Genomic DNA, 25706 nt, shown 5'->3' on the forward strand with positions numbered 1-25706 from the left:
AGACGATGAGCAGCCCCGCCTTCGACGCAGTCACCCTGGAGGTCATCTGGCGGCGCATGATCTCGGCCGCGGACGAGGCGGGCAAGACGCTGCAGCGCACGTCCTTCTCGACCCTGGTCAACGAGTCCAACGACTTCGCCTGCGTCCTGACCGACGCGCACGGCCAGAGCCTGGTGCAGAACACCGACAGCATTCCATCGTTCATCGGCTCGTTGCCGATCACGGTGAAGCACTTCCTGGAGGCGATCGGCGTCGACGACATGGCGCCGGGCGACTTCCTCGTCTGCAACGATCCCTGGGTCGCGACCGGCCACCTGAACGACATCACCATCGCCAAGCCGATCTTCCGCGCGGGGCGGCTGATCGGTTTCGCGGCGTCGACCGCGCACGCGCCCGACATCGGCGGCAAGGTCCGGTCGGTCGTGGCGCGCGAGGTGTTCGAGGAGGGCTTCCACATCCCGGCGATGCACCTGATGCGCCGGGGCGAGCCGGATAAGACCCTGTTCAAGCTGCTGCGCGCCGCGGTGCGCACGCCGGACCAGACGGAGGGCGACATCTGGGCCCAGGTGACGGGCCTGAACCTGATGGAGAAGCGCCTCCAGGAACTGATGGACGAGTACGGCCTCGCCGACCTGGAGGCGTTCGCGGCGGAAATCCACGGCCGCTGCGAGACGGCGATGCGCAAGGCGATCGCCGGGGTGCCTGACGGCCGCTACGAGCACGGCTTCACCACGGACGGCGTCGGCCATCCGTTCACATTCAAGGTGGCGGTGACGATCGACGGCGACCGCTGCGTTATCGACTATGCCGGCACCGAGGCCCAGGTCGGCCGCGCGATCAACTGCTGCATGACCTACACCTTCGCCATGTCGGCCTATGCGATGAAGGCGGCCCTGCTGCCCGACCTGCCGAACAACGAGGGCATCTTCCGCACCATCGAGGTGACAGCGCCCGAGGGGACGATCGTAAACCCGAGGCGGCCGGTCGCCGTCGGCGGGCGGATGGCGACGGGACACTATCTGCCGCCGCTGATCTTCGGTGCGCTGGCGAAGGTCCTGCCGGACCAGGTGATGGCGGCGGCCGGCTCGCCGCTGTGGAGCATCATCCAGACCGGCGTCGACGCCGCCGGCCGGACCTACGCCAACACGCTGTTCTTCAACGGCGGCACCGGGGCGACGGCGAAGGTCGACGGGCAGAACTGCTTCTCCTGGCCGTCCAACATCTCCAACGTCCCGGTCGAACTGGTCGAGCGCAACACGCCGCTGTTCGTCGGCCGGAAGTCCCTGCGCGACGGCTCCGGTGGCCCGGGCCGGCGGCGCGGCGGCCTCGGGCAGGAAATCGAGATCACCGTGGAGAGCGACACCCCGGTCGGCATCATCTTCATGGCCGAGCGCCTCGCCCACCCGGCGGAGGGCCTGAACGGCGGCGCGCCGGGGACGCTGGGCGAAGTGCTGGTCGACGGCGTGCCCACCGACGTCCGCGCCGACCACGTCCTGACCAAGGGCCAGACTATCACCCTCCGCACCCCCGGCGGCGGCGGCTTCGGCGATCCGGCGGAGCGCGAGACGGAACGGGGCGACGCGGACCGTCGTGGCGGGTACGGCTGACCCGGCGGCCGCGGGCTAGGCCCGCATCCCCGGCGGGCGCGCCAGGCCGTAATGGTCGCGCAGGGTCTCGCCCGTATACTCCGTGCGGAAGAGGCCGCGCCGCTGGAGAAGCGGGACGACTTCGGCGATGAAGACGTCGAGCATCTGCGGCAGGATCGGCGGCATGATGTTGAAGCCGTCGGCCGCACCGCCGGTGAACCAGTCCTCCATCAGATCGGCCACCTGTTCCGGGGTGCCCGCCATGGTGAAGTGGCCGCGCGCGCCGGCGAGGCTGGCGAGGAGCTGACGGAGCGTGAGCTTCTCGCGCCGGACGAGGCCGATGATGACCTCGGTACGGCTGCGTGCCGCCTCGACCTTCTCCGGGTCGGGGAAGTCCGACGGCGACAGCGGCCGGTCGAGCGGCAGGTGCGAGAAGTCGTAGCCGCCGAAACGGCCCGACAGGCGCCGCCGCCCCACCTCCGGATCGGCCAGTTCGTTCAGTTCGCGCGACAGGCGCTGCGCCTCGGCCTCGGTCGAGCCGATCATCGGGCTGAGGCCGGGCAGGATCAGCGCCTGATCGCGCGGGCGTCCCTCCGCCTCCACGAGCTGCTTCAGATCGGCATAGAAGGCCTGGGCCGTCGCCTTCTCCATATGCGCCGTGAACACGGCCTCGGCATGGCGCGCGGCGAAGCGCCGCCCCGTGTCCGACGAGCCCGCCTGCACCAGTACCGGCCGTCCCTGCGGGCAGCGCGGCAGGTTGAGCGGCCCGGCGATCTGGTAGTAGTCGCCGCGATGGTCGATCGGCCTGATCCGGTCCTCCCGGGCGTAGACCCCGCCCGCGCGGTCGTCGACCACGGCGTCGTCGCCCCAACTGTCCCACAGCGCCTTGACGACGCTCATGAACTCCTCGCCGCGGACGTAGCGCTCGGCATGGCTGAGCGGGCCGTCGCCGCCATAGTTGCGGGCCGCGGCCGCGAGCCAGGACGTGACGATGTTCCAGCCGACCCGGCCGTTGCTGATGTGGTCGAGCGAGGCGAATTGCCGGGCGAGGTTGAACGGCTCGGTATAGGTGGTCGACGCCGTGGCGATCAGGCCGATCCGGCTGGTCGCCGCCGCCACCGCGGCGAGCACGGTGATCGGCTCCAGCCAGGTGCGCGCCGCCTGGGCCACGTCGTCGCCGAGCGCCAGCTGGTCGGCGAGGAAGATCGAGTCGAAATGCGCCGCCTCGGCCCGCTGCGCCAGATCCTGATAGTAGCGGATGTCGGTCAGCGGCAACGGCGACGCGGCCGGATGCCGCCACGACGCCTCGTGGTGGCCGCGGCTGTGAATGAACAGGTTGAGATGCAGCTGCCGGTTCATGGCGTCTCTCGCTCCTCGAGCCTTCGTCGGTTGTTCGCGGCCCTTTGTCTCAGACCTTCGCCCTGTCAGGCCAGAAGCGCACGCCGGCGCGCGCCAGCCCGCCGCCGACGCCGACCGGGGTGCCGTCGGCGCGCCAGCAGGCGGCACCGGTCATGGAACCGTCGGCCTCGAACCGGATCGCGTTCATGCCGCTCGCGACATGGGGCAGCACGACACAGTCGTGGCCACAGTCGCGCAGACCGGCACGGACAGATTCGGGAAAGCCGCTCTCCACTTCCACCGTGTGGCCCTGGGTCCACAGGCGCGGGGCCTCGACCGCCTCCTGCAGGGCCATGCCGTGGTCGATTAGGTTGAGCAGCGCCTGCATGGCGGAACCGAAGATGCGTAGGCCGCCGGGCAGGCCGAGGGCATAGGCCGGCTCGCCGTCCTTCAGCGCCATGACCGGCGACATCGACGTCGTCACCCGCTTCTTAGGCGCGATCGAGGCGGCATGCCCGGGATGCGGGTCGAACAGGTGCATGTGGTTGTTCGCCACCATCCCGGTGCCGGGCACGATGATGCGCGCGCCGAAGACGCTGTTGATCGTCTGGGTGCTGGCGACGATGTTGCCGGCTGCGTCGGCCACCGTGATGTGCGTGGTGTTCGCCGATTCGACTGGCGCCACGCCGGCCCCCCAAATCTTCGCCCGGTGCGGGTCGATCTCGGCCCGGCGTTCGGCGGCATAGGCCTTGTCGATCAGCCGGTCGACCGGCGCGCGCACGAAGTCGGGATCGCCGGTCACGGCCTTGCGGTCGGCGAAGGCGATCTTCAGCGCCTCGGCGATGAGGTGGAGCGTCGCCGGCGAGCCGAAGCCCAGCTGCGCGATGTCGTAGCCCTCCAGGATGTTGAGCATCTGGATGACGTGCACGCCGCCGGACGAGGGCGGCGGCGGGCCGACGATCTCGAAGCCGCGATAGGTGCCGCGGACGACCGCGCGCTCGATCGTCCGGTAGTCGGTCAGGTCTTCGAAGCCGAGGAAGCCGCCAGCCCGGGCGAAATAGTCCGCGGTCGCCCGGCCGAGCGCCCCTCCATGCAGCAGCCCCGGTCCCTCCTGCGCGACGGCGCGCAGCGTCTCGGCATAGTCGCCCTGGACCAGCCGGTCCCCCGCCTTCAGCGGCGTCCCGCCCGGCAGGTAGAGCTTCGCCATCTCCGGGTCGAGGGCGAGGTCGGCGGCCGTGTCGGTGATGCACTCCACCAGGAAGGGCGTCGCGCGGAAGCCGCGCGACGCGTGGCGGATCGCCGGCTCGATGACGTCGGCGAGCGGCAGGGTGCCGAACCGTTCCAGCGCCTCGCACCAGCCGAGCAGCGCGCCGGGTGCCGCCACCGCCTTGGCGCCCAGCGTGTTCTCGCGCCCCTCGACGTCGAGATAGTCCGGCAGCGTGTCGGAGATCGGCCGATAGCAGTCCGGCCGCGCGGCGGCAGGTGCGCGCGGCAGGCCGTCGACGATGCGATGGCTGCCGTCGGCGAGGCGGATGTGGGCGAGGCCGCCGCCAAGGATGCCGACCATCATCGGCTCCACCACGGTCAGCGTGAACAGCGCCGATATGGCGGCGTCGACGGCGTTGCCGCCCGCCGCCAGCATCTCCGCGCCCGCCGCCGAGGCCAGCGGATGGTTGGTGACGACCATGCCGCGCCCGCCGTTCGCCGGCCGCTTCTCGCATTCGAACACCGTGGCGGCGCGCTCGCGCCAGTCGCCCTGCGTCACCCGCTCTTCCTTTGTCCGGTCAACGCGGCCAGCATAGCCCCGGAGGACGGACGGGAACAACGAACAGGGTGAAGCGATGCGCCTTCGCGACAAGATCGGAATCGTCACAGCGGCGGCGTCCGGCATGGGCCGTGCCGGCGCCCTGCGTTTCGCGCGCGAAGGCGCGTCGGTCGCCGTGGTCGATCGCGACGCGGCGGGCGTCGCGGCCGTCGTCGCCGAGATCGAGGCGGCCGGCGGCAAGGCGACGGGCATCGCCGCCGACCTGCGCGCCGACAAGGAGGCGGCGCGCATCGTGAAGGAGACCGCGAACGCGTTCGGCGGGCTCGACTTCGTCTGGAACCATCTCGGCCACCCCGGCCCCGCCGCGGTCGAGGGGCTCGACATGGCGGACTTCGAACTGGCCGTCGACCTCAACCTGCGCTCCGTGCTGGTCACCACCGAGGCGGCGATCCCGGAGCTGCGGGCGCGCGGCGGCGGGGCGCTGCTCTTCACCGCCTCGACCTCGGGCCTGCAGGGGTCGCCCTACAGCCCGGTATACTCGGCGATGAAGTTCGGGGTGATCGGCCTGACGAAGTCGCTGGCCAAGCGGCTGGCGCGCGACGGCATCCGCGTCAACGCGGTCTGCCCCGGGCCGGTCGATACGCCGATGCTGCGCGTCTTCGTCGCCCGGCCCGACCAGCAGGACACCGGCGGTCGGGATCCCGAGGAACTGATCCGCCAGCACAGCGGCCGCAACCCGATGGGCCGCCCCGGCCGGCCAGAGGAGATCGCCAACGCCGCCCTGTTCCTGCTCTCGGACGAGGCGTCCTTCGTGACCGGTGCCGCCCTGCCCGTCGACGGCGGTTCGACGGCCTGAGACACCTGCCTTCCACCGGCCGCGCCGTGGCATGATCCGTGCCGCACTGACGGTGCGGTCGCGGGGGACCGGCAAGGGCGCCGGCCGAGGGGGGAATGGATGCTGACGCGCTTCAAGCTCGAGGAACACGGCACGACCGTGCGGACGGAGGTCGTCGCCGGGGTCACGACCTTCCTGACGATGGCCTACATCACCTTCGTCAATCCGGCGATCCTGTCGGACGCGGGCATGGATTTCGGCGCTGTCTTCGTCGCGACCTGCCTCGCCGCGGCGGTCGGCACCCTGATCATGGGACTCTACGCCAACTACCCGATCGCCCTGGCGCCGGGGATGGGCCTCAACGCCTATTTCGCCTACGGCGTGGTCGGGGGCATGGGCTATTCCTGGCAGGTGGCGCTCGGCGCGGTGTTCCTGTCGGGCATCCTGTTCATCGCCCTGTCGCTGCTGCCGGTGCGCGAATGGCTGGTGAACGCCATCCCGCGCGAGCTCAAGACGGCCGTGTCGGCGGGGATCGGCTTCTTCCTGGCGATCATCGCGATGAAGAACGCCGGCCTGATCGTCGACCATCCGGCAACGCTGGTCACCGTCGGCGACGTCACGTCCTGGCCGGTGATCCTCGCCGGGGCGGGCTTCGTGCTGATGGTGGCGCTGGACGTGCGGCGGGTACCGGGTGCGGTGATCATCGGCATCCTCGCCACCACGGCACTCGGCCTCGCACTCGGCGTCTCGGAGTTCCGCGGTGTGGTCTCGCTGCCGCCGGATCCCTCGCCGACCTTCCTGCAGCTCGACATCGCCGGCGCCTTCCACGTCGGCCTGATCGCCATCGTCTTCACCTTCCTGTTCGTCGACCTGTTCGACACGGCCGGGACGCTGGTGGGCGTCTCGCATCGCGCCGGGCTTCTCGACGCGCAGGGCCGGCTGCCGCGCCTGCGCCAGGCTCTGCTGGCCGATTCGGCCGCGACGACCGCCGGCGCGGTCTTCGGCACCTCGACCACGACGAGCTATATCGAGAGTGCCGCGGGGATAAAGGCGGGCGGACGAACGGGGCTGACGGCCGTCGTCGTGGCGTGCCTCTTCCTGCTCTGCCTGTTCTTCTCGCCGCTGGCCCAGACCGTACCGGCCTATGCGACCGCACCGGCCCTGCTTTTCGTCGCCTGCCTGATGGCGCGCGGGCTGACCGAGATCGACTGGGACGACGCCACCGTCTATGCCCCGGCCGTGGTCACGGCACTGGCCATGCCCTTCACCTTCTCGATCGCCCACGGCATCGGGATCGGCTTCATCACCTATGCGGGCATAAAGCTCGCCGCCGGACGCTTGGCCGACTGCTCGCCGACAGTCCTGGCGATCGCCGCCCTGTTCCTCGTGAAGTTCGCCCTCCTGTGAGCGGGCGTTGATGCGATGCCCTGTCGGCGCTAGCTTCGGGGCAAAGTACAGGACAATTGAGGACGCTAGGCCATGCCCGACACGACGAGCCAGCCGGCGGACGCGGCCGGTCGCAGCGGCCCGCTCGATGCGGTGATCATCGGCGCCGGCTTCTCCGGACTGTACCAGCTCCACTGCCTGCGCGACCGCCTCGGCCTCTCGGCGAAGGTGCTGGAGGCCGCGGACGGCGTCGGCGGCACCTGGTTCTGGAACCGCTATCCCGGGGCGCGCTGCGATTCCGAGAGCTACTACTATTCCTTCTCCTTCTCGGACGAGCTGCAGCAGGAATGGACCTGGTCGGAGCGCTATCCCGGTCAGGCCGAGATCATGGGCTATCTCAACCATGTCGCCGACCGCTTCGACCTGCGCCGCGACATCGTGCTGAGCACGCGCGTCGCGGGCGCGCGCTACGACGCCGCCGCCAACCTGTGGCGCGTGACGACCGAGGGCGGCGACGAGTATGCGGCCCGGTTCCTGATCACCGCCGTCGGCTGCCTGTCCTCCGCCAACGTGCCCAACATCCCGGGGCTCGATAGCTTCGAGGGCCGCTGGTACCACACCGGCGAATGGCCGCACGAAGGCGTCGACTTCACCGGCAAGCGCGTCGGCCTCGTCGGCACCGGGTCGACCGGCATTCAGGCGGCTCCCGTCATCGCCGAGCAGGCGGCGCACCTCACCGTCTTCCAGCGCACGCCGAACTACAGCGTGCCGGCGCGCAACGCGCCGCTCGACCCCGAATTCGACCGGCAGGTGAAGGCGAACTACGCGTCGATCCGCGACCATGCGCGCCGCACGGTCAACGGCCATCCCTTCGACATCTCCGACGTCTCGGCGCTGTCCGTCTCGCCGGAAAAGCGGCGAGAACTCTACGAGAAGGCCTGGGAGGTCGGCAGCCTGCGCTTCCGCGCGACCTTCAGCGACCTGCTGACCGACCGGACGGCGAACGACACGGCGGCCCAGTTCATCCGCGACAAGATCCGCGCGATCGTCAAGGATCCGGAGACCGCGGACAAGCTGACCAACTTCGATCACCCCTACGCGGCCAAGCGGCCGCCGATCGACACCGACTATTTCGAGACCTTCAACCGCGACAACGTCGCCCTGGTCGACGTGCGTGCAGCGCCGATCGAGCGCATCACGCCGAGCGGCATCCAGACGGCGGATGACGAATACCCGCTCGACATCATCGTCTTCGCGACCGGCTTCGACGCGATGACGGGCCCCCTGATGCGCATGGACATCCGCGGCCGGGACGCGCTCTCGCTGCGCGACGCGTGGCATGCGGGGCCCAAGACCTATCTCGGCCTGCAGGTGCCCGGCTTCCCCAACATGTTCACGATCACCGGCCCCGGCAGCCCGTCGGTGCTGTGCAACATGCCGGTCGCCATCGAGCAGCACGCCGACTGGATCACCGACTGCATCGCCCACATGCGCGCCAACGGCATCGAGCGCATCGAGGCGCAGCCGGACGCCGCGGAGAAATGGGTCGCGCACGTCAACGAGGCGGCGGACGCCACCCTGCTGCCGATGGCGTCGAGTTCCTGGTACCTGGGCGCCAACGTCCCCGGCAAGCCACGCGTCTTCATGCCGTACGCCGGCGGCATGAACCGCTACGCCGGCATCTGCGAGAAGGTCGCCGCCAACGGCTACGAAGGCTTCGAGCTGACGGGTTGAGGCGGGAACGGTCGCCGTCGCCGGGGGGATTATCGTTTGCTTAGGGTGTCCGCGGTCTAATGGGGTGAATCCTGCAACGATGACGGCTGGACATACCCCGCATGAAAGCCTCCTGGCTCGGCCCGCTCTTCGCGGCGGCTCTTCCCTTCGCGACGGCCCTCCCCGCCGTCGCGGACCAGCCCGTTTCCTACCAGACCCTCCTGACGCCGCTGCTCAAGGCGGGGACGGACATCGTCGGACAGCCGCTCGCCTATCCCGAGGGTGCGCCGGTGATCACGGCGGCCATCGTGACGCTCCCGCCCGGGCGGGAGACCGGCTGGCATGTGCACGAGGTCCCGCTCTTCGTCCATATCCTGGAGGGAGCGATCACCGTCGACTACGGCGAGAAGGGCACCAAGGTCTATGCCGCCGGCGATTCGCTCATGGAGGCGATGAACTGGCCGCACAACGGCACCAACAAGGGGACGGTGCCGGTCAGCATGATCGCCGTCTACATGGGCGGCGGCGGCAAGGCCGACGCGAAGCCGGCACCCGCCCCGCAATAGCCGCCGGCGTCACGCCGGCCGCGCGATATCGCGATAGAGGTCGGCGTAGCGTTCCGCGGCGCGCGACCAGCTGAAGTCGGCGGACATCCCCGCCCGGACCACCGCCTCCCACCGCGCCGGATCGCGCCGCAGCAGTGCCGCGCGGGTTGCGGCGCCCAGGAACGCGTCAGGGTCGATCGCGTCGAACAGGAAGCCCGTGCCGACCGCGTCGCGGGCGTCGGCGACGGTATCGGCGAGTCCTCCCGTCCGGCGGACGATCGGCGGCGTGCCGTAGCGCATGGCGTAGAGTTGGGTCAGGCCGCAGGGCTCGAAGCGCGACGGCACCAGCATGGCGTCGGCACCGGCGATGATCCGGTGCGCCAGCGCCTCGTCGTAGCCGATGCGCACCGCCACACGGCGGCCGTCGGCCCGTGCGAGACGGGCGAAGCCGCTTTCCAGCGCCGGTTCGCCGGAACCGAGCATCGCCAGCTGGCAGCCCAGCCCGCCGAGGGAGGGCGCCGCGTCCAGCACCAGGTCGAACCCCTTCTGCCCGGTCAGCCGCGTCACGGCGCCCAGCAGGAACGCGTCCGGATCGGCGGCCAGCCCCATCTCCACCTGCAGCGCCGCCTTGCACCGCGCCTTTCCGGCCAGATCCGCCGGCCCGTAGGGCGCCGGCAGCAGCGCGTCCACCGCCGGATCCCAGACCGCGTAGTCGACGCCGTTCAGGATGCCGGAGACCGCGCTCCCACGCGCACGCAGCACCCCGTCCAGCCCCATGCCGTGCTCCGGCGTCACGATCTCCGCCGCATAGGTCGGGCTGACCGTGGTGATGCGATCGGCGAAGAGCAGGCCGCCCTTCATGAAGGAGACGCGTCCCCAGAACTCCAGCCCGTCCATGCCGAACAGCGCGATCGGCAGTCCGAGGTCGGCGAAGGCGTGCGCCGGGAAGAGCCCCTGGAAGGCGAGGTTGTGGATGGTCAGGACCGACGGCACGCCCGCACCGTCCGTCGTCGCCATGTAGACCGGCGCGAGTGCCGCGTGCCAGTCGTGCGCATGCACCGTCTCCGGCCGCCAGGACGGATCGAGGCCGGCGGCGACCTGCGCCGCGGCCATGCCGAGCAGCGCGAAGCGCCGGTGATTGTCCGGCCAGTCGCGGCCGTCGGGGGACACGTAGACATGGCCGGGCCGGTCGTAAAGTGCGGGCGCATGCAGCACGTACGCGACGAGCCCGCTGCCCGGCACGCGGCCCCGCTGCAGTACCGGCTCGCCCGCCCAGGCGGGGGCGGGAACGGCGCACACCGTCTCCAGGCCCTCGATTCCGGCGAGGAAGCCGGGGAATCCGGGCAGGAGAAGGCGGACGTCCTCGCCCCGGGCGGCGAGCGCGGCGGGCAGGGCGGCGACCACGTCGCCCAGCCCCCCGGTCTTCACGGAGGGATAGAGTTCCGCCGCGACGTGCAGGATGCGCATCGGCGTCAGCCGAGCCGTTCGAGCATGGCCCGTGTGATCAGGGTGATGCCCTTGTCCGACCTGCGGAACCGGCAGGCGTCCTCCTCGGGATCCTCGCCCACGACGAGCCCGCGGGGAATGTTGCAGCCGCGGTCGACGATGACGTTCTTCAGCCGCGCATAGCGGTTCACCCGGACCTCGGGCAGCAGCACGGCACCGTTCAGTTCCGCCCATGAATCGACGCGGCAGCGCGAGAAGAGCAGCGAGCGCCGCACCGCGGAGCCGGAGATGATGCAGCCGCCGGACACCAGCGAATCGAGCGCCATGCCGCGGCGGGTGTCGTCGTCGAAGACGAACTTGGCCGGCGGCAGCTGTTCCTGGTGCGTGATGATCGGCCAGTTCGCCGTATACATGTCGAGTTCGGGCGTGACCGCGCAGAGGTCGATGTTCGCGGCCCAGTAGGCGTCGAGGGTGCCGGCGTCGCGCCAGTAGGATTCGGCGTCGCCCTCCGACACGCAGCTCAGCGCGAAGGGATGGGCCACCGCCTCCCCCTTGGCCACGATGTCGGGGATGAGGTCCTTGCCGAAATCGTGTGTCGAACCGGGCTTCGCCGCATCCTGCGCCAGCCGGTCGTACAGATAGGCCGCGTTGAAGACGTAGATGCCCATGCTCGCCAGCGCCCTGTCGGGCTTGCCCGGCATGGACGGCGGCGTTGGCGACTTCTCGATGAAGTCGACGATGCGCAGGTTCTCGTCGACATGCATCACGCCGAAGCCGCGGGCTTCCTCGAGCGGCACCTCAATGCAGCCGACGGTGCATTCCGCCCCCGTCTCCACGTGCGAGGCGAGCATGCGCGAATAGTCCATCTTGTAGATATGGTCGCCCGCGAGGACCACGACGAACTCCGGTCCGTTCGCACGGATGATGTCGAGGTTCTGATAGACCGCGTCGGCGGTGCCGCTGTACCAGGACACCTCGTCGATGCGCTGCTGCGCCGGCAGAAGGTCCATGAACTCGTTGGCTTCCGGGCGCAGGAAGGACCAGCCGCGCTGCAGGTGGCGCAGCAGGCTGTGCGACTTGTACTGGGTCAGCACGCCGATCCGCCGCAGTCCCGAGTTGATGCAGTTCGACAGCACGAAATCGATGATGCGGAACTTGCCGCCGAAATAGACGGCGGGCTTCGCCCGATTGTCTGTCAGTTCATGGAGGCGGCTGCCGCGGCCGCCGGCGAGGACCAGCGTGTAGGCGCGACGCGGCAGCTGCAGCCGCGAATGTTCTTCCAAAATCGTCTCGGCCATGGCCGTTTCATCCCGTTTCGACGCCGGCGGCCGTCACCGCTGTTGACCCGCTGGCCGCTCCAGCCCCACCTTGCGGCGCATGCACTCGCCCCAGCCGGTCTATCGCCCGCGGCCCGCCGACCGCCAGCCCATATTCAACGCGCCACCCGGAACGGTGATCCTGTGCATCGCCATCGCGGCGGCACATTTCGTCCGGGTGATGCTGCCATACAGTGTACAGGATGCGCTGATCGAGCGCTTCGCCTTCGTGCCGGCGGCGTTCCTGGCGCAGTTTGGGCCGCAGGGCGAAGGGTTGCTGGCGGGGGAGCTTTTCTCCCTCCTCAGCTATGCCTTTCTGCACGGCGACGGCATGCACCTGTTCCTCAACGTCGGCTTCCTGCTCGCCTTCGGCAGCATGGTGGAGTGGACGATCGGAACGGCGCGCATGCTGCTGCTCTTCTTCGCCTGCTGCATCGCGGCGGCGCTGGCGCAGGCGCTCTCGGTGGGTGCGGCGCCGATCGCGGTGATCGGGGCGTCGGGCGGCGTCTACGGCCTGCTGGGCGCCGCGGTGCCGTACCTCTTCCGGGGGGACGTCGCCGCAAGCCGTCGCGGCGCGCTGACGTTCGTCGCGGTGATCATGGGCCTCAACCTGCTGGTCGGGCTGGCCGGCATGCAGTTCCTGCCGGGGCCGGGAATCGCATGGGAGGCGCATGTGGGCGGCTTCGTCGTGGGCTTTCTGCTGATCCACCTGCTGGCGCGCCATCCCCCTGCGCGTCGCCGTTGACGGCCGCGCCGCGGCCGGCCATAGCAGGATGATGCTCGTCGAGATCACGCCAGAGTCGCACGGGGTCGAGATCGACCTCGCCTATGCGACGCCCGAGAACTTCACCGGCAAGCCTATCTACGTCCGGGCTGCCTGTTTCCTGCTGCCCGAAGCCGAGGCGGCGCTGCGGCGCGCGGTCGCCATTGCCGCCGGTCTCGACCTGCGGCTGCGCGTCTACGATGCCTTCCGGCCGGTGGAGGCGCAGTGGGCGCTGTGGAACCACACGCCCGATCCGAACTATGTCGCCGATCCGCGCAAGGGCGGCCCGCATACGCGCGGCGCCGCGGTCGACCTGACCCTCCTACGGCCGGACGGCAGCGTGCTCGACATGGGCACCGGCTTCGACGACCTGCGGCCCCAGTCGCACCACGGCGTGACCGACATCCCGGCGGAGGCCCAGCGCAACCGCCTGATCCTGCTGGGGATCATGACGGCGGCGGGCTGGGACTTCTACCGGAACGAATGGTGGCACTACCAGCTGTTCGACAGCCGCCGGTTCGCTTCGCTCACCGACGTCGAGGCCGGCACCAACATCATGACGCCGGCCTGAGCGCCGCAGGTCAGCGCTTCGGCTGCGGGACCATGCGCAGGTAGGGCTTCAGTTCCTTCCAGCCGCCCGGGAAGAGCGTCTTCGCGTCCTCGTTGTTCACCGAGGGCACGATGATCACGTCCTGGCCGTGGTTCCAGTTCACCGGCGTGGCGACCTTGAAATCGGCCGTCAGCTGCAGCGAATCGATGACCCGCAGGATCTCGTCGAAGTTCCGGCCGGTGGATGGCGGGTAGGTGATGATCAGCTTCACCTTCTTGTCCGGCCCGACGACGAAGACCGAGCGCACCGTAACCTTGGCGTCGGCGTTCGGGTGGATCATCCCGTAGAGGGTCGACACGTTGCGGTCCGCGTCGGCGATGATCGGGAAGTTTACGGACTGGCCCTGGGTCTCCTCGATGTCCTTCTCCCACTTCGCGTGGGAGGGCAGCTCGTCGACGGACAGGCCGATGACCTTGACGTTCCGCCTGTCGAACTCCGGCTTCAGCCGCGCGACCTCGGCGAGTTCGGTCGTGCAGACGGGGGTGAAGTTCGCGGGATGCGAAAACAGGACGGCCCAGCCGTTTCCGATGAACTCGTGGAAGTCGATCTTGCCCTGCGTGGTCTCGGCCGTGAAGTTCGGCGCGATGTCACCGAGTTGCAGCGTCATGTGGTTTTCTCCCTCGCCCGGTTGCCGGCCAAAGCCGGTCGGTGCGGAGGATATGGACCCGCTCCGCACATCGGCAAAGGATATCACTGGTATCTCGGTGAAAGGTCAGGGGGGCCGCGACATGACGGAATCGGACCGGGACGCGAAGGGGCCGCGGGACTGGAAAGCCTATTATTCCGCGACGGAGGCACGTCCGCCGCGCCCGACGCTGCTGCGCGCACTGTCGCTCTTCGAGGACGAGGGGCGGACGAAAGGTCGCGCCGTCGATCTCGGCAGCGGCGGCGGCCGCGACGCCGTCGAGCTGCTGCGCCGCGGCTGGCAGGTGCTCGCCATCGACGCCGAGCCGCAGGCGGCGCAGAGCCTGGGCGGCCGCCCCGACCTGCCGCGATCCGGCGGCCTGGTCACCCGGACGGCGCGGTTCGAAGAAGCGCGCTGGCCGGAGGTCGACCTCGTGAATGCGAGCTTCTCGCTGCCCATCTGCCGGCCGGCGGCCTTCCCGGCCGTGTGGGCGGCGATCCGCGGCTCGCTCCGCCCCGGCGGGCGGTTCGCCGGCCAGTTCTACGGCGAACGCGACGATTTCGCCCGCGATCCGCACCTCACCTGCCATACCGCCGAACAGACGGCGGCGATGCTGGAGGGCCTGGAGGTCGAGATGCTGGACGAGGAGGAGGCCGACGGCGTGACGCCACGCGGGCGTCGCAAGCACTGGCACATCCGCCATGTGGTCGCGCGGCAGCCGTAGCCGGGACGAGGGCTGCCGCGGCACTAGACCCATTCGGCCGGTCATCCGTATTGACCATTACAGTTTTATGACAAGTGATGCAGGAATCGGCGTTCCGGCCCCTCGGTGTGCAGCGAAGCCGTGTCAAACCGGCTCGAAAGGCCCATCTTTCTGCCACGATGAAGAATCCGAAGCTCCGTCACCAGTACGCCGCCCTGCCCTACCGCTGGGACCAACATGGCGCGCGCGTTCTCCTGGTGACGTCGCTCCAGACGCGGCGCTGGATCATCCCCAAGGGCTGGCCGGAGAAGGACGCCCTGCCGCATGAACTGGCAGCGCGTGAAGCCTACGAGGAGGCCGGGATAAAGGGGCCGATCGACGAGCAGCCCTTCGGGGTCTACCACTATGAGAAGACGATCCGCCCGAAGAAGGTGCAGCGCTGCCGGGTCGACGTCTTCCTGATGCGGGTCGAGCGTGAGCTGAACGCTTGGCCCGAACGCGGCCGGCGCGAGCGCGCCTGGGTGACTCCGGCCGAGGCGGCCCTGATGGTCAGCGACGGCGGCCTCGTCGACCTGCTGCTGCGCTTCGCCTCAATGGCGACCGGCGCGGGGCCATCGCCATCGAGGCAGCTCGCCGAGTAACGGAGCTTAGGCGGGGAAGGCGACCGTGATCTTGCCGAGCGGCCCGAAATCGGCCACGCAGGTCTCGCCCGGCTTCACCGGAATGACCCCGGTGCACGAGCCGGTGGTCACGAACTGACCAGCCTTCAGCGTGCGCCCGTTGGCCGACATGTGGTTCACGAACCAGACGAGCGCGTCCATCGGATGGCCCATCACCGCCGCTCCGGTGCCGCGGCCGCGCTCCTCGCCGTTGATCGTCATGACGACGTCGTGGCCGAGCAGATCGATGCCGCGCCAGTCGGTGAACGACTTGCCCTCGACATAGAGGCTGGAGGCGCCGTTGTCGCAGGCCGACCCCAGGCCGGCGAGACCGTGATCGTCCTCGAGCCTGCTCTCCGGCACCTCGATGCCGATCAGCAGCGCCTCGACCGCGTCCTCGACCTCGGCGCGGGTGTAGGGCTCGGCGCGCGGCGGCAGGTCGCGGCCCATGCGATAGCCGTATTCCGATTCCACGATCGGCCGCCGCATGTCGGCGAACGGGAAGGTCTGGTCGCCGTGGCGAATGCCGGCCTTCTCGATCCGGCCGAGGAACGGAACCGTGAGGCCCATGGCCGCGCGCGCCTTCGGATCGGCGGCGCCGATCTTCCAGCCCGCCGGATCGCCGCCGGTCAGCGCCCAGCCCGCTTCGCAAATCGCGACCGCTTCCGCCTCGTTCGCCGGCTTCAGGTCGTCCGGCAGATTCCGCCGCTGCCGCTTCGCGGTCGATTCCGCGAGGAATGCCGCCGCCTTCTGTATCTTTTCCTGGTTCACTGCGTCGCCTCCATCCGGGCTTTGACGACCTCGTCGGCCAGCCGCCCGGTCAACTCCTGCAAATGATCGAAGCTCCAGTCGAAGGACCCGACACCCATCGTCAGCGACCGCAGCTCGACGATCAGGTCGTGCATCTCCGACTGAGGCAGAAACGCCTGGACGGAATCCCAGCCCGGCCAGCCCTCGCGGCCGTCATAGCCGAGAAGCTGTCCGCGGCGCCCCGAAAGGAGGCGCTGCACGTTGGATGTATAGTCGTTCGGGACGTGTACCGTCACCCTCAGGATCGGCTCCAGCAGGACCGGCCCGCATTTCGGCATGCCCTCCGACATCGCCAGGCGCCCGGCCGTCCTGAACGCCATTTCGGAGCTGTCGACGGCGTGGAACTTGCCGTCGAGGAGCGTCACCGCGACATCGACCACCGGAAAGCCGAGCGGCCCGCGCGCGAGATAATCCTTCACCCCCGCCTCGACCGCGGGAATGTACTGTTTCGGCACGGCCCCGCCGACCACCCGGTCGCCATAGGCGAAACCTTCGCCGCGCGGCAGCGGCGCGATCTCGACATGGATATCGGCGAACTGCCCGTGCCCGCCCGTCTGCCGCTTGTGGCGGGCATGCTGCTCGACGCTCTTGCGGATCGTCTCGCGGTAGGGCGTCAGCGGCCGGGCCGCCCGGACGTTGACGTTCCACTTGCTGCCCAGGCGCATCAGGGCGACCTGAAGATGCTGCTCGCCCTGGCCCCAGAGCAGGAGTTGGTGCAGCTCGGCGTCCTGCTCGACGGAATAGGATGCGTCCTCCTCGATCAGCCGGGCGATGGCGCTGGACAGCTTGACCTCGTCCTGCCGGTTCTCCGGCTGGACCGCGAGCGAGAAGATCGGCGGCAGCGGCTTGGGCCAGTCGGCTGCCCGCGACGTGCCGGCCGGAGTCAGGACATCACCGGTCCTGAGCGTTTCCAGCCGGCCGATGGCGACGACGTCACCGGGGCCGGCCGACGGAATCTTGGAGAAACTCGTCCCGAACGGGCGCATCAGGTTGCCCAGACGCTCGCCGCCCAGCGTCGCCCCCTCCTTCAGGGTCCCACGCAGGACTCGTGCGAGCGCCACCTTGCCGGTATGCGGCACATAGGTCGTGCGCGCGATCTGCACGACCACCTCGCCCGCCTCCTGCAGGCCGCGCCGGGCGACGTTCGCCTCCAGGGTCGGCGTATCGTGGCGCAGCGCCTTCAGCAGGCGGCGCACGCCGCCGTCGTTCAGGGCGGATCCCAGGAGGACCGGCACGATCAGGTCGTCGCGCAGTTCCTTGCGCACATAGCCGTAGATGTCCTGCGGCGCGGGCACCTTGTCCTCGAGGACCTGCTCCAGCAGGTCGTCGTCATGGTCGGCCAGCGCCTCGATCATCGCCTGGCGGGCTTCCTGCTCGCGCTCCAAGATGTCCGACGGCAGCTCGATCAGGTCGGAGGGCTGGCCGGCCCGGTAGCGATACGCCCGCTCGCTCACGAGGTCGACATAGCCGACGATCGCCTCCCCCTCGCGGATCGGCACCTGGCGCAGCACGAGCGGGCGCTGCGAGACGCCCTGCAGCGCCGCCAGGATTTCGCGCACGCGATCGCTCGCCGCATCCATCTTGTTGATGAAGAGGAGATGGGGAATCGCGTTCGCGTCGAGGAAGCGGAGGATCGGCGCCACCGTCAGTGCGCGCGCCGGCTCGGGATCGCAGACCACGACGGCCAGATCGGCCACCATGCAGGCGTTCTGCGCGTCCTGCAGAAACTCGATCGAGCCCGGACTGTCGAGGAACGACCATGAGTCGCCGAGATAGGCGGTGTCGACCGCGGTGATTTCGACGGTCATCTGCTTGGCGCGCGCCTCCGGCGCACCGTCGCCGACCGACGTTCCGTCGCGCACCGAACCTTTGCGCGGGATCGCGCCGGTCGCGTGCAGCAGGCTTTCGAGAAGGGTCGTCTTGCCGCTGAGATACGGCCCGACGAGTGCTACGCAGCGGCTTCGGGCAGTTGATCCATCGTTCATCCGGCCCTCCCTTGACGCATGCTTCGCTGGCATGTCGCCACGGCATGTTTTCAAGCAACGGGGACGGTGGCAACGGGAATCGGCGGCCGCACTCATGCGAAAGCCGGCCCCGCGTCCGCCGGGCCGGCTTCCATCGTCAGCGGTCGTCGGGGCCCTTGCTCAGGCCCCGCGCCTTTCACCCTACCGGGTCGGGGCGGTGGACGGGGCGCCCATCCCGCCGGCCGGCGGCGTGCCAGCACCGCGTGCGGCCGAGTCGCGCTCCGCCTTGATATCCTCCTGGGTCTGGAAGTCGGGAGCCGACTGCAGTTCCTCCTTCGTCCACTGGACGACGATCGCGTCGCTCGACCGGACCTGCAATTCGTTCCAGTCGACACCCACCGACTTCGCGCCCATGCCGAGGAAGCCGCCCACGGACACGACTGCACCGACGATCTTGCCGTCCTTGTCGAAGATCAGGTCGTCGATCGTGCCGACGTCCTCGTCCTTCGGATTCTTGACCGACGCGCCGATGATCTCGTCGGCGCGCATCTGCCCGGCCTCCTGCTTATCGAGAAACGCCCCCGTCGCAGCCGCGGTCGTCGCCGACGGCGCCGCCATCGTCTCGCTCGGCTTGCCCATCGTGTCGGCCCCACCCGGCTTCGACATGGTGCTGGACGACGCCGGCGGCGTGGTATCGCCTGCCTTCGGAGGGGTAGTCTGGGCCATCACCGGCGCAGCGAGGAACATCGCGATCGCGCTGCCGAGCAACAGATTCTTGGTCATTGGAATACCCTCGTCACTGATGTAACTGGCTCATCAACAACAAGCCTGCTGACCGGTTCCCGGCTTCTGTCCACCATAAAAAGAATATTCTGAATGGCTTGGCGCATCTTCGCGGTCCTGTCGGCGGCCTATCTCTCCAGCCAGTTCTTCCGCGTCTCGAACGCCGTCATCGCGCCGGAACTCATGCGCGAACTCGATCTGTCGCCCGCCGTGCTGGGCGCCATGACCGGCGCCTTCTTCCTCACCTTCGCCTGCGCGCAGATACCGGGCGGAATCCTGCTCGACCGGTGGGGCCCGCGCCGCACGATGGCGGCGGTCATGAGCGTTGCGGTCGCGGGATCGCTGCTGTTCGCCGTAGCGAACAGCGCCGTCGCCCTGACCGTGGCGCGGGCGCTGATGGGCGTCGGCTGTGCCGTCGGCCTGATGGGCGCGCTCGTGATCCTTGGACGCTGGTTCCCGCCGCACCGCTTCGCCCCGCTCAGCGCGCTGCTCTTCGCGATCGGCGGATCGGGAACCCTGCTCGCGACCACGCCACTCGCCGCGGTGACCGCGGCGGTCGGCTGGCGCGGCGCCTTCGTCGGCATGGCGGCAGCGACCGCCTGCCTCGCCGCGCTGATCTTTCTCGTCGTCCGCGACCGGCCTGAGACCAACGCACCCGGGACGCACGGGGCAGGGACGGGAGCCGGAGCCGGAGAGATCCTGCGCGGCATGGCGGCCGTGCTGCGCAACGGCCGCCTGCGCCGCATCGCCGCCCTGCAGTTCGTCGGGTATGGCAGCCTGATGTCCGTCGCCGGCCTCTGGGCCGGCCCCTATCTCGAGGACGTTCATGATCTCGGCGCGGTCGGCCGCGGCAACGTCCTGCTCGGCGTGAACCTCGCGATCATCGCCGGCGCCCTCGGCTATGGATGGCTGGCTCCCTGGGTGCGCTCCCCGAAACGCCTGATCGTGCCGGGGACGGCGATCGGCATCGGCCTCTTCTGGCTGATGGCCATCCTCGAGGCGCCGCCGCTGTGGCTAGCGGCGCCGACCCTCTTCCTCCTGGCCTTCTTCGGCAGCTACTTCATGCTCCTGCACGCCCATGCCCGCGCCGTGCTGCCGGCGCATCTGCTCGGCCGCGGGCTGACCCTGCAGAACACTGCCTCGATCTTCGGCGTGTTCCTGTGGCAGTCGCTGACCGGGCTCATCGTCGAAGCCTTCGCGGACGCCGGCGCAGCGGCGCCGGAAGCGGCCTACCGCACGGTCTTCGGCTTCCTCGGAGCGGTTTCCCTGGCCGGGCTTCTGGTCTACAGCGGATGCGAGGACGATCCGGAGCCGCCCGAGGACTGCCGCTGACCGGCACGCTTCTGGCAGGCAGCACGATGAAGGGTTCCGCACGGACCCGCCAACCGAGGGACGGACGACATGAAGGCAGGCACGGTCAGGATCGACGGCGAGCGTCTGTGGCAGCGGCACATGGACATGGCGAAGATCGGCGGCACGCCGAAGGGGGGCGTGAACCGCTTGGCGCTGACCGAGGAGGACATCGTCGCGCATCGCACGATCGCCGACTGGGCGAAGGCCCGCGGCTTCGGCGTCTATCTCGACGACATGGGCAACATGTTCGTCCGCCGAGACGGCACCGACCCGACGCTGGCCCCGGCGATGAGCGGGTCGCATAGCGACACCCAGCCCACCGGCGGCCGCTTCGACGGCATCTCCGGCGTGCTGGCAGCCTTCGAGGCGCTGGAGGCGATCGACGATGCGGGGATCGAGACGCGCCGTCCGATCGAGTGCGCCATCTGGAACAACGAGGAGGGTGCGCGCTTCACGCCCGGCGTGATGGGCTCCGCCGTCTATTGCGGGAAGAGCGACCTGCAGACGATGCTCGCCGGCACCGACGCCGACGGCATCTCGATGGGATCCTGCGTCGCGGCGCTCAAGGCCGCCCTGCCCGATGCGCAGCCGCGCGCGCTCGGCACGCCGGTCGCGGGCTTCATCGAACTCCATATCGAGCAGGGGCCGCTGCTGGAGGCCACCGGAAACGTCATCGGCGTCGTCACCGGCATGCAGGGCAATCGCCGCTTCTTCGTCGACGTGGTCGGCGAGGACGCCCATTCCGGCACGACCCCGCTCAGCCGGCGCAAGGACGCCTTTGTCGCCGCGACGGACATGGCCCGCGCCCTGCGCGACCTGTTCCACGATCCCGAGGACGTGCTGCGCTTCACCATCGGACGGTTCGAGGTTTCTCCGGGCGCCGTGGTGGTGGTGCCGGGTAGGGTGTTCTTCACCGTCGACTTCCGCAATCCCTCCGCCGACGTCCTGAAGCGCCTGGGCGACCAGGTGGAAGCCGTCTGCCGCAAGCATGCCGGCCCATGCGAGGTGACGGTGCGCGAGCCCTCGAACGCGGCGCCGATCGACTTCCCGGACACGATGCTGGATGCCATCGAGCGCTCGGCCGACGCGCACGGCTACCCTAAGATGCGCATCTACTCGGGTGCCGGACACGATGCCCGCTACATGCACACCATGTGTCCGACGGGCATGGTGTTCGTGCCGTGCGAGCGCGGCCTCAGCCACAACGAGGCGGAGAATGCCGAGCCGGAGCATCTCGCGGCGGGCACACAGGTCATCTGCGACGTGCTGCTGGAGATGGCCGAACGCCCCTGAGACGGGGGCTCCGCCCCTTGCCCGGGCGGTGAGGCGCGCAGATCATCCCGGAGCCTGCAACCGAGGAGACCGGGATGATCGCCGACGTCCGCACCTACACCATCGTGCCGCGCCGCATGAACGAGTATGTCGGCCTGTTCGAGGCGCATGCCCTGCCGGTGGCGCAGCGGCACGGGCTGACGCTCGCCGGCTACTTCATCAGCCAGATCGGCGCGCTCAACCAGGTCGTCCACATCTGGACCTATGACAGCCTCGCCGACTTCGAGGCCAAGCGCGCCGCCCGCGATGCGGACCCGGCGTGGGGCGACTATCTCGCGAAGACCGCGGGCATGGTGACGGCCCAGGAGGACAAGATCATGCGGCCCGCCTCCTTCTCGCCCATCCGCTGACGGCTCCGCCGGGGCCGCGCCGATTCAGAGATGATCGGCTTCGAAGTCCGTGCAGGACAGACCGAACGCCGCCAGTCCCTCTTCGAGATAGTCGGGCAGCACGGGGATCCCGAGCAGGTACTCGCTGGTCGGGCCGCTGTGGCGTTCGCGCGCCGCGGCCACGGCGTCCGACCACTCGTCCGCGGTATAGTCGCCACGGCCGAGCCACGCGAGCGCCACGAGTTCGGCCTGCTCGTCCTCGTTCATCGCCTCGATGAACGCCGCCAGTTCTTCGCGCGTCGGGTCGTCCGGCTGATCTTCCAGCACCTCGCGGAAATCGTCGTCGATCTCGTTCCCGCCTTCGTCTTCGACCGCCGGCGGCTCCGTCGCGTCGTAGGCGCGCGCCTTCATCACCACCCAGCAGACCTTGTCCGAATCCATCTGCAGCATCGATCGCTCCTGCGCATAGCGTGTGCAGGCAGAACGGTGCGGGCCGCGGACGGTTCGATATCCTCTGCAGGCCGGCGTCCCCGGGGCCGGCGGACCGCTTCGCCTTGGACCCGGATGACATTGCACCTATCTTCTGATCCTGTGCCCCCGCGACGGCACATCCGAGACGACGGCAGACGATGAACAAGGTCAGGAGAGAGGCACTTTTCCCGATCGGACAGGTGGTGAAGCACCGCCTGTTCCCGTTCCGCGGCGTCATTTTCGATGTCGATCCGGAGTTCAACAACACCGAGGAATGGTGGGAATCGATCCCCGAGAACGTCAGGCCGCGCAAGGACCAGCCGTTCTACCACCTGCTCGCCGAGAACGAGCAGAACACCTACGTCGCCTACGTGTCGGAGCAGAACCTGCTCGAGGACGAGACGGGCAAGCCGGTCAACCACCCGGCGGTGGCCCAGCTCTTCGGCGAGCTGAAGGACGGCCGCTATGAACTTCGCGACCACCGCTCCCTGCTGCACTGATCCCGAGGCGCCGAGAGCCTGCCCGTGAAGCGATTCTACAAGACCGTCGACATCGAGGGGCCGACGGACGGCGTCTGGCGCATTCTTCTGGATGGCCGGCCGGTCCGCACCCCGGGACGCGTCCATCTCGACATCGCCACCGACGCATTGGCGGAGGCGATCGCCGCGGAGTGGCGGGCGCAGAGCGAGAAGATCGACCCGAACAGCATGCCGCTGACCAGCCTCGCCTCGACGGCGGCGGACCGCGTCGGTCCGCTGCGCGGGCCGGTCACCGATCAGCTCCTGGGCTTCGTCCAGTCGGACATGGTGTGCTACCGCGCCGACAGCCCGCGCGAACTCGTCGCCCGCCAGGACGCCTGCTGGCAGCCGCTGGTCGACTGGCTGGAGCAGCGCTTCGACGCCCGCCTCACCGTGACCAGCGGCGTCATGCCGGTCAGCCAGCCCGAAGCGGCCGGCCGGGCGGTGCGCGCGGCCCTTGCAGCACTCGACGACGATGCGCTGACGGCCGTCAGCTGCGCGGCCGCCGCGACCGGTTCGCTCGTCCTCGCCCTCGCGCTGATCGAGGGCCGGCTCGACCCGGAAGCGGCGATCGAAGCGGCCCATCTGGACGAGCTTTGGCAGGCCGAGCAGTGGGGCAGCGAGGATCACGCCGTCGAACGGCGCGCCGTCACCAGCGCCGACATCGTCGCCGCCGCGCGCTATCACGCGCTGTCGCGCCCCGTCGCCGGCGGCGGCGGGTTCCCCGGGGCCTGATTCTCGGAACCTGCCCGTCGCGGTTCTGGCCGCGTTGACAGGCCCACGGGCCTGCCGCATCTTCTCGCCGCCTTCAAGCGGAGCAGCGCGATGACCGATACCCGGCAACTCGAATCCATTATCAACGCCGCGTGGGACGTCAAGGACACGCTGTCCTCCGGGACGCGCGGCGAAAAGCGCGACGCCGTCATGGCCGCCATTGAGGGCCTGGACGAGGGCGCTCTGCGCGTCGCCGAGAAGGTCGACGGCGCCTGGCGCGTGAACGAGTGGCTGAAGAAGGCCGTGCTCCTGTCCTTCCGGCTGTGGGATTCCGTCGCCGTTCCGGGGGGGCCGCGCGATCCCGAGCTCGGCGACTCGCCCTGGTTCGACAAGGTCCCGTCCAAGTTCGCCGGCTGGGGCGAAAACAGCTTCAAGGCCGCCGGCTTCCGCGCCGTCCCGAACTGCGTCGTCCGCCGCTCCGCCTACATCGCGCCGAACGTCGTGCTGATGCCCTCCTTCGTGAACGTCGGCGCCTATGTCGACAGCGGCACGATGATCGACACCTGGTCGACGGTCGGCTCCTGCGCCTATGTCGGCAAGAACTGCCACATCTCCGGCGGCGTCGGCATCGGCGGCGTGCTGGAGCCGCTGCAGGCGGCACCGGTCATCATCGAGGACAACTGCTTCATCGGCGCGCGCAGCGAAGTGGCCGAGGGCGTGATCATCGAGGAAGGCGCCGTCCTGGCGATGGGCACCTTCATCGCCGGCTCGACCAAGGTGATCGACCGCGACACCGGCCAGATCTACATCGGCCGCGTGCCGTCCTACGCCGTCGTGGTGCCGGGCAGCCTGCCCGGCAAGGCCCTGCCCGACGGTAGCCCGGGCCCGTCGCTCTACTGCGCGGTCATCGTCAAGCGGGTGGACGAGAAGACGCGCTCGCGCACCTCGATCAACGAGCTGCTCCGCACATGACCGGGCCGGACGCCGCGGCACTCGGCGATCCGGTTCCGCTGCTGGCCGACCTGATCCGTCGGCCGAGCGTCACGCCGACCGACGCGGGCGCCCTCGACGTCCTGCAGGACGCTCTCAGCCGACTCGGCTTCGTCTGTCACCGGCTTCCGTTCTCGGAGCCCGGGACGCCCGAGGTCGACAATCTCTACGCCCGCTTCGGCACCGACGGACCCAACCTCTGCTTCGCCGGCCACACCGACGTGGTGCCGGTCGGCGATCCGGCCGACTGGACGCACGACCCGTTCGGCGCGGAGATCGCGGACGACCGTATGTACGGCCGCGGCGCCGTCGACATGAAGGGGGCGATCGCCGCATTCGTCGCCGGCTTCGCCCGAGTCGTCGCCGAGGGCGGACCATTCAAGGGCTCGGTCAGCTTCCTGATCACGGGCGACGAGGAAGGCCCGGCGGTCAACGGCACGATCAAGGTGCTGCACTGGCTGGCGGAACGTGGCGAGCGCCTCGACGCGTGCATCGTGGGCGAGCCGACCAATCCCGCCGAAATGGGCGAGATGATCAAGATCGGCCGCCGCGGCAGCTACAACGGCCGTCTGAAGGCTTTCGGCGTCCAGGGGCACGTCGCCTATCCGGACCAGGCCGACAACCCCGTCCACCGGATGATCCGGTTGCTCGACGCACTGGTCTCGCCGCCGCTGGACCAGGGCACCGAACATTTCCAGCCGTCGGGCCTGCAGGTGACGACGGTCGACGTGGGCAATCCGACGACCAATCTGATCCCCGCGACGGTCAGCGCGGGATTCAACGTCCGCTTCAACGACCTTTGGAGCGGCAGGTCGCTCGACGAGGCGCTGCGCCGCCGCCTCGACGCCTGCGGGAGCCGCTACGAACTCACCGCATCGGTCAGCGGCGAATCCTTTCTGACGGCGCCCGGGCCGCTCAGCGACGCCCTGGTGTCCGCCATCGAGCGGGTCTGCGGCGCGCCGCCGGAACTCAGCACCTCCGGCGGGACGTCCGACGCCCGATTCATCAAGGACCACTGCCCGGTGATCGAATGCGGGCTGGTGAACGAGATGGCGCACAAGGTCGACGAGAACGTCCGGCTGGACGATCTCGACAGGCTGACCCAGATCTACGCGCTCGTCCTTCGCGACCACCTCGCCGGCAGATGATCCC

Annotated in this window: 25 protein-coding genes; 16 read left to right on the top strand and 9 right to left on the bottom strand. The window is 69.4% G+C overall.

Features of this window, described 5'->3' with window-relative positions; all coding sequences use genetic code 11:
- Positions 1 to 5: 5 nt before the first annotated feature.
- Complete coding sequence (locus tag ABIE65_RS07260) at positions 6 to 1607, top strand: hydantoinase B/oxoprolinase family protein (RefSeq protein ID WP_354076695.1); 1602 nt, start codon at positions 6 to 8, stop codon at positions 1605 to 1607.
- A gap of 15 nt (positions 1608 to 1622) precedes the next feature.
- Here the strand turns inward: ABIE65_RS07260 and ABIE65_RS07265 are convergent, their stop codons facing one another.
- Together ABIE65_RS07265 and ggt are read right to left on the bottom strand one after the other, a co-directional pair.
- Entirely contained in the window at positions 1623 to 2945 is a 1323-nt protein-coding gene (locus tag ABIE65_RS07265) for an LLM class flavin-dependent oxidoreductase (protein ID WP_354076697.1), read from the bottom strand.
- Between the two features lie 49 nt (positions 2946 to 2994).
- Entirely contained in the window at positions 2995 to 4689 is a 1695-nt protein-coding gene (gene ggt / locus ABIE65_RS07270) for a gamma-glutamyltransferase (protein ID WP_354076698.1), read from the bottom strand.
- 76 nt (positions 4690 to 4765) lie between these two features.
- Here ggt and ABIE65_RS07275 point away from each other — a divergent pair, with 76 nt between their 5' ends.
- The 4 genes from ABIE65_RS07275 to ABIE65_RS07290 all read left to right on the top strand — a co-directional run bounded on the left by ABIE65_RS07275 (position 4766) and on the right by ABIE65_RS07290 (position 9189).
- Positions 4766 to 5545 (top strand): SDR family NAD(P)-dependent oxidoreductase, encoded by a 780-nt coding sequence (locus ABIE65_RS07275; protein ID WP_354076699.1) that lies wholly within the window; start codon positions 4766 to 4768, stop codon positions 5543 to 5545.
- Between the two features lie 99 nt (positions 5546 to 5644).
- Positions 5645 to 6931 (top strand): NCS2 family permease, encoded by a 1287-nt coding sequence (locus tag ABIE65_RS07280; protein WP_354076701.1) that lies wholly within the window; start codon positions 5645 to 5647, stop codon positions 6929 to 6931.
- A 72-nt stretch (positions 6932 to 7003) separates the two neighbouring features.
- Complete coding sequence (locus tag ABIE65_RS07285; RefSeq protein WP_354076702.1) at positions 7004 to 8644, top strand: flavin-containing monooxygenase; 1641 nt, start codon at positions 7004 to 7006, stop codon at positions 8642 to 8644.
- A 101-nt stretch (positions 8645 to 8745) separates the two neighbouring features.
- Positions 8746 to 9189, top strand: a complete 444-nt coding sequence (locus ABIE65_RS07290; protein WP_354076704.1) for a cupin domain-containing protein — start codon at positions 8746 to 8748, stop codon at positions 9187 to 9189.
- A gap of 9 nt (positions 9190 to 9198) precedes the next feature.
- Here the strand turns inward: ABIE65_RS07290 and glgA are convergent, their stop codons facing one another.
- Positions 9199 to 10635, bottom strand: coding sequence for a glycogen synthase GlgA (glgA, locus tag ABIE65_RS07295; RefSeq protein WP_354076706.1), 1437 nt, complete (start codon positions 10633 to 10635; stop codon positions 9199 to 9201).
- A gap of 5 nt (positions 10636 to 10640) precedes the next feature.
- Complete coding sequence (glgC, locus tag ABIE65_RS07300; protein WP_354076708.1) at positions 10641 to 11912, bottom strand: glucose-1-phosphate adenylyltransferase; 1272 nt, start codon at positions 11910 to 11912, stop codon at positions 10641 to 10643.
- 79 nt (positions 11913 to 11991) lie between these two features.
- On the opposite strand from glgC, the gene ABIE65_RS07305 reads away from it, so the two are divergent.
- Positions 11992 to 12675 (top strand): rhomboid family intramembrane serine protease, encoded by a 684-nt coding sequence (locus ABIE65_RS07305; protein WP_354076710.1) that lies wholly within the window; start codon positions 11992 to 11994, stop codon positions 12673 to 12675.
- Between the two features lie 31 nt (positions 12676 to 12706).
- Positions 12707 to 13264, top strand: coding sequence for a D-alanyl-D-alanine dipeptidase (gene ddpX, locus ABIE65_RS07310; RefSeq protein ID WP_354077412.1), 558 nt, complete (start codon positions 12707 to 12709; stop codon positions 13262 to 13264).
- A 10-nt stretch (positions 13265 to 13274) separates the two neighbouring features.
- Here the strand turns inward: ddpX and ABIE65_RS07315 are convergent, their stop codons facing one another.
- The gene (locus tag ABIE65_RS07315) at positions 13275 to 13910 is read right to left on the bottom strand and encodes a peroxiredoxin (protein WP_354076711.1); all 636 of its coding nucleotides are present in this window, start codon (positions 13908 to 13910) and stop codon (positions 13275 to 13277) included.
- A 121-nt stretch (positions 13911 to 14031) separates the two neighbouring features.
- Here ABIE65_RS07315 and ABIE65_RS07320 point away from each other — a divergent pair, with 121 nt between their 5' ends.
- Both ABIE65_RS07320 and ABIE65_RS07325 read left to right on the top strand, forming a co-directional pair.
- Positions 14032 to 14652, top strand: coding sequence for a class I SAM-dependent methyltransferase (locus tag ABIE65_RS07320; RefSeq protein ID WP_354076713.1), 621 nt, complete (start codon positions 14032 to 14034; stop codon positions 14650 to 14652).
- 158 nt (positions 14653 to 14810) lie between these two features.
- Positions 14811 to 15272 (top strand): NUDIX hydrolase, encoded by a 462-nt coding sequence (locus ABIE65_RS07325; RefSeq protein WP_354076715.1) that lies wholly within the window; start codon positions 14811 to 14813, stop codon positions 15270 to 15272.
- Positions 15273 to 15278: 6 nt separating this feature from the next.
- Here ABIE65_RS07325 and ABIE65_RS07330 read toward each other — a convergent pair whose 3' ends face one another.
- The 3 genes from ABIE65_RS07330 to ABIE65_RS07340 form a co-directional block, all read right to left on the bottom strand.
- A complete protein-coding gene (locus ABIE65_RS07330; RefSeq protein ID WP_354076717.1) occupies positions 15279 to 16061 on the bottom strand; it encodes a 2-keto-4-pentenoate hydratase in 783 nt (260 codons plus the stop codon).
- Positions 16058 to 18085: an elongation factor G gene (locus tag ABIE65_RS07335; RefSeq protein ID WP_354076718.1), complete on the bottom strand. Its 2028-nt coding sequence runs from the start codon at positions 18083 to 18085 to the stop codon at positions 16058 to 16060. Before ABIE65_RS07335 ends, ABIE65_RS07330 begins: the two co-directional genes overlap by 4 nt.
- Before the next feature lie 180 nt (positions 18086 to 18265).
- Positions 18266 to 18847: a PRC-barrel domain-containing protein gene (locus tag ABIE65_RS07340; protein WP_354076720.1), complete on the bottom strand. Its 582-nt coding sequence runs from the start codon at positions 18845 to 18847 to the stop codon at positions 18266 to 18268.
- Positions 18848 to 18940: 93 nt separating this feature from the next.
- Between ABIE65_RS07340 and ABIE65_RS07345 the strand changes: the two genes are divergently transcribed.
- The 3 genes from ABIE65_RS07345 to ABIE65_RS07355 all read left to right on the top strand — a co-directional run bounded on the left by ABIE65_RS07345 (position 18941) and on the right by ABIE65_RS07355 (position 21882).
- Entirely contained in the window at positions 18941 to 20179 is a 1239-nt protein-coding gene (locus tag ABIE65_RS07345; protein ID WP_354076722.1) for an MFS transporter, read from the top strand.
- Positions 20180 to 20248: 69 nt separating this feature from the next.
- The gene (locus ABIE65_RS07350; RefSeq protein WP_354076723.1) at positions 20249 to 21493 is read left to right on the top strand and encodes a Zn-dependent hydrolase; all 1245 of its coding nucleotides are present in this window, start codon (positions 20249 to 20251) and stop codon (positions 21491 to 21493) included.
- Between the two features lie 74 nt (positions 21494 to 21567).
- A complete protein-coding gene (locus tag ABIE65_RS07355) occupies positions 21568 to 21882 on the top strand; it encodes an NIPSNAP family protein (RefSeq protein WP_354076725.1) in 315 nt (104 codons plus the stop codon).
- Positions 21883 to 21906: 24 nt separating this feature from the next.
- Here the strand turns inward: ABIE65_RS07355 and ABIE65_RS07360 are convergent, their stop codons facing one another.
- Positions 21907 to 22311: a DUF3775 domain-containing protein gene (locus ABIE65_RS07360; protein WP_354076727.1), complete on the bottom strand. Its 405-nt coding sequence runs from the start codon at positions 22309 to 22311 to the stop codon at positions 21907 to 21909.
- Between the two features lie 179 nt (positions 22312 to 22490).
- On the opposite strand from ABIE65_RS07360, the gene hspQ reads away from it, so the two are divergent.
- The 4 genes from hspQ to dapE all read left to right on the top strand — a co-directional run bounded on the left by hspQ (position 22491) and on the right by dapE (position 25702).
- Complete coding sequence (gene hspQ, locus ABIE65_RS07365) at positions 22491 to 22832, top strand: heat shock protein HspQ (RefSeq protein WP_354076729.1); 342 nt, start codon at positions 22491 to 22493, stop codon at positions 22830 to 22832.
- Between the two features lie 24 nt (positions 22833 to 22856).
- Positions 22857 to 23585: an ATP12 family chaperone protein gene (locus ABIE65_RS07370; RefSeq protein ID WP_354076731.1), complete on the top strand. Its 729-nt coding sequence runs from the start codon at positions 22857 to 22859 to the stop codon at positions 23583 to 23585.
- A 90-nt stretch (positions 23586 to 23675) separates the two neighbouring features.
- On the top strand, positions 23676 to 24536 hold the full coding sequence (gene dapD / locus ABIE65_RS07375; RefSeq protein ID WP_354076733.1) for a 2,3,4,5-tetrahydropyridine-2,6-dicarboxylate N-succinyltransferase: 861 nt from the start codon (positions 23676 to 23678) through the stop codon (positions 24534 to 24536).
- Positions 24533 to 25702, top strand: coding sequence for a succinyl-diaminopimelate desuccinylase (gene dapE / locus ABIE65_RS07380; RefSeq protein WP_354076735.1), 1170 nt, complete (start codon positions 24533 to 24535; stop codon positions 25700 to 25702). Before dapD ends, dapE begins: the two co-directional genes overlap by 4 nt.
- Positions 25703 to 25706 lie beyond the last annotated feature (4 nt).

It is taken from the genome of Constrictibacter sp. MBR-5, from assembly GCF_040549485.1.
In the GTDB taxonomy this organism is placed as follows: domain Bacteria; phylum Pseudomonadota; class Alphaproteobacteria; order JAJUGE01; family JAJUGE01; genus Constrictibacter.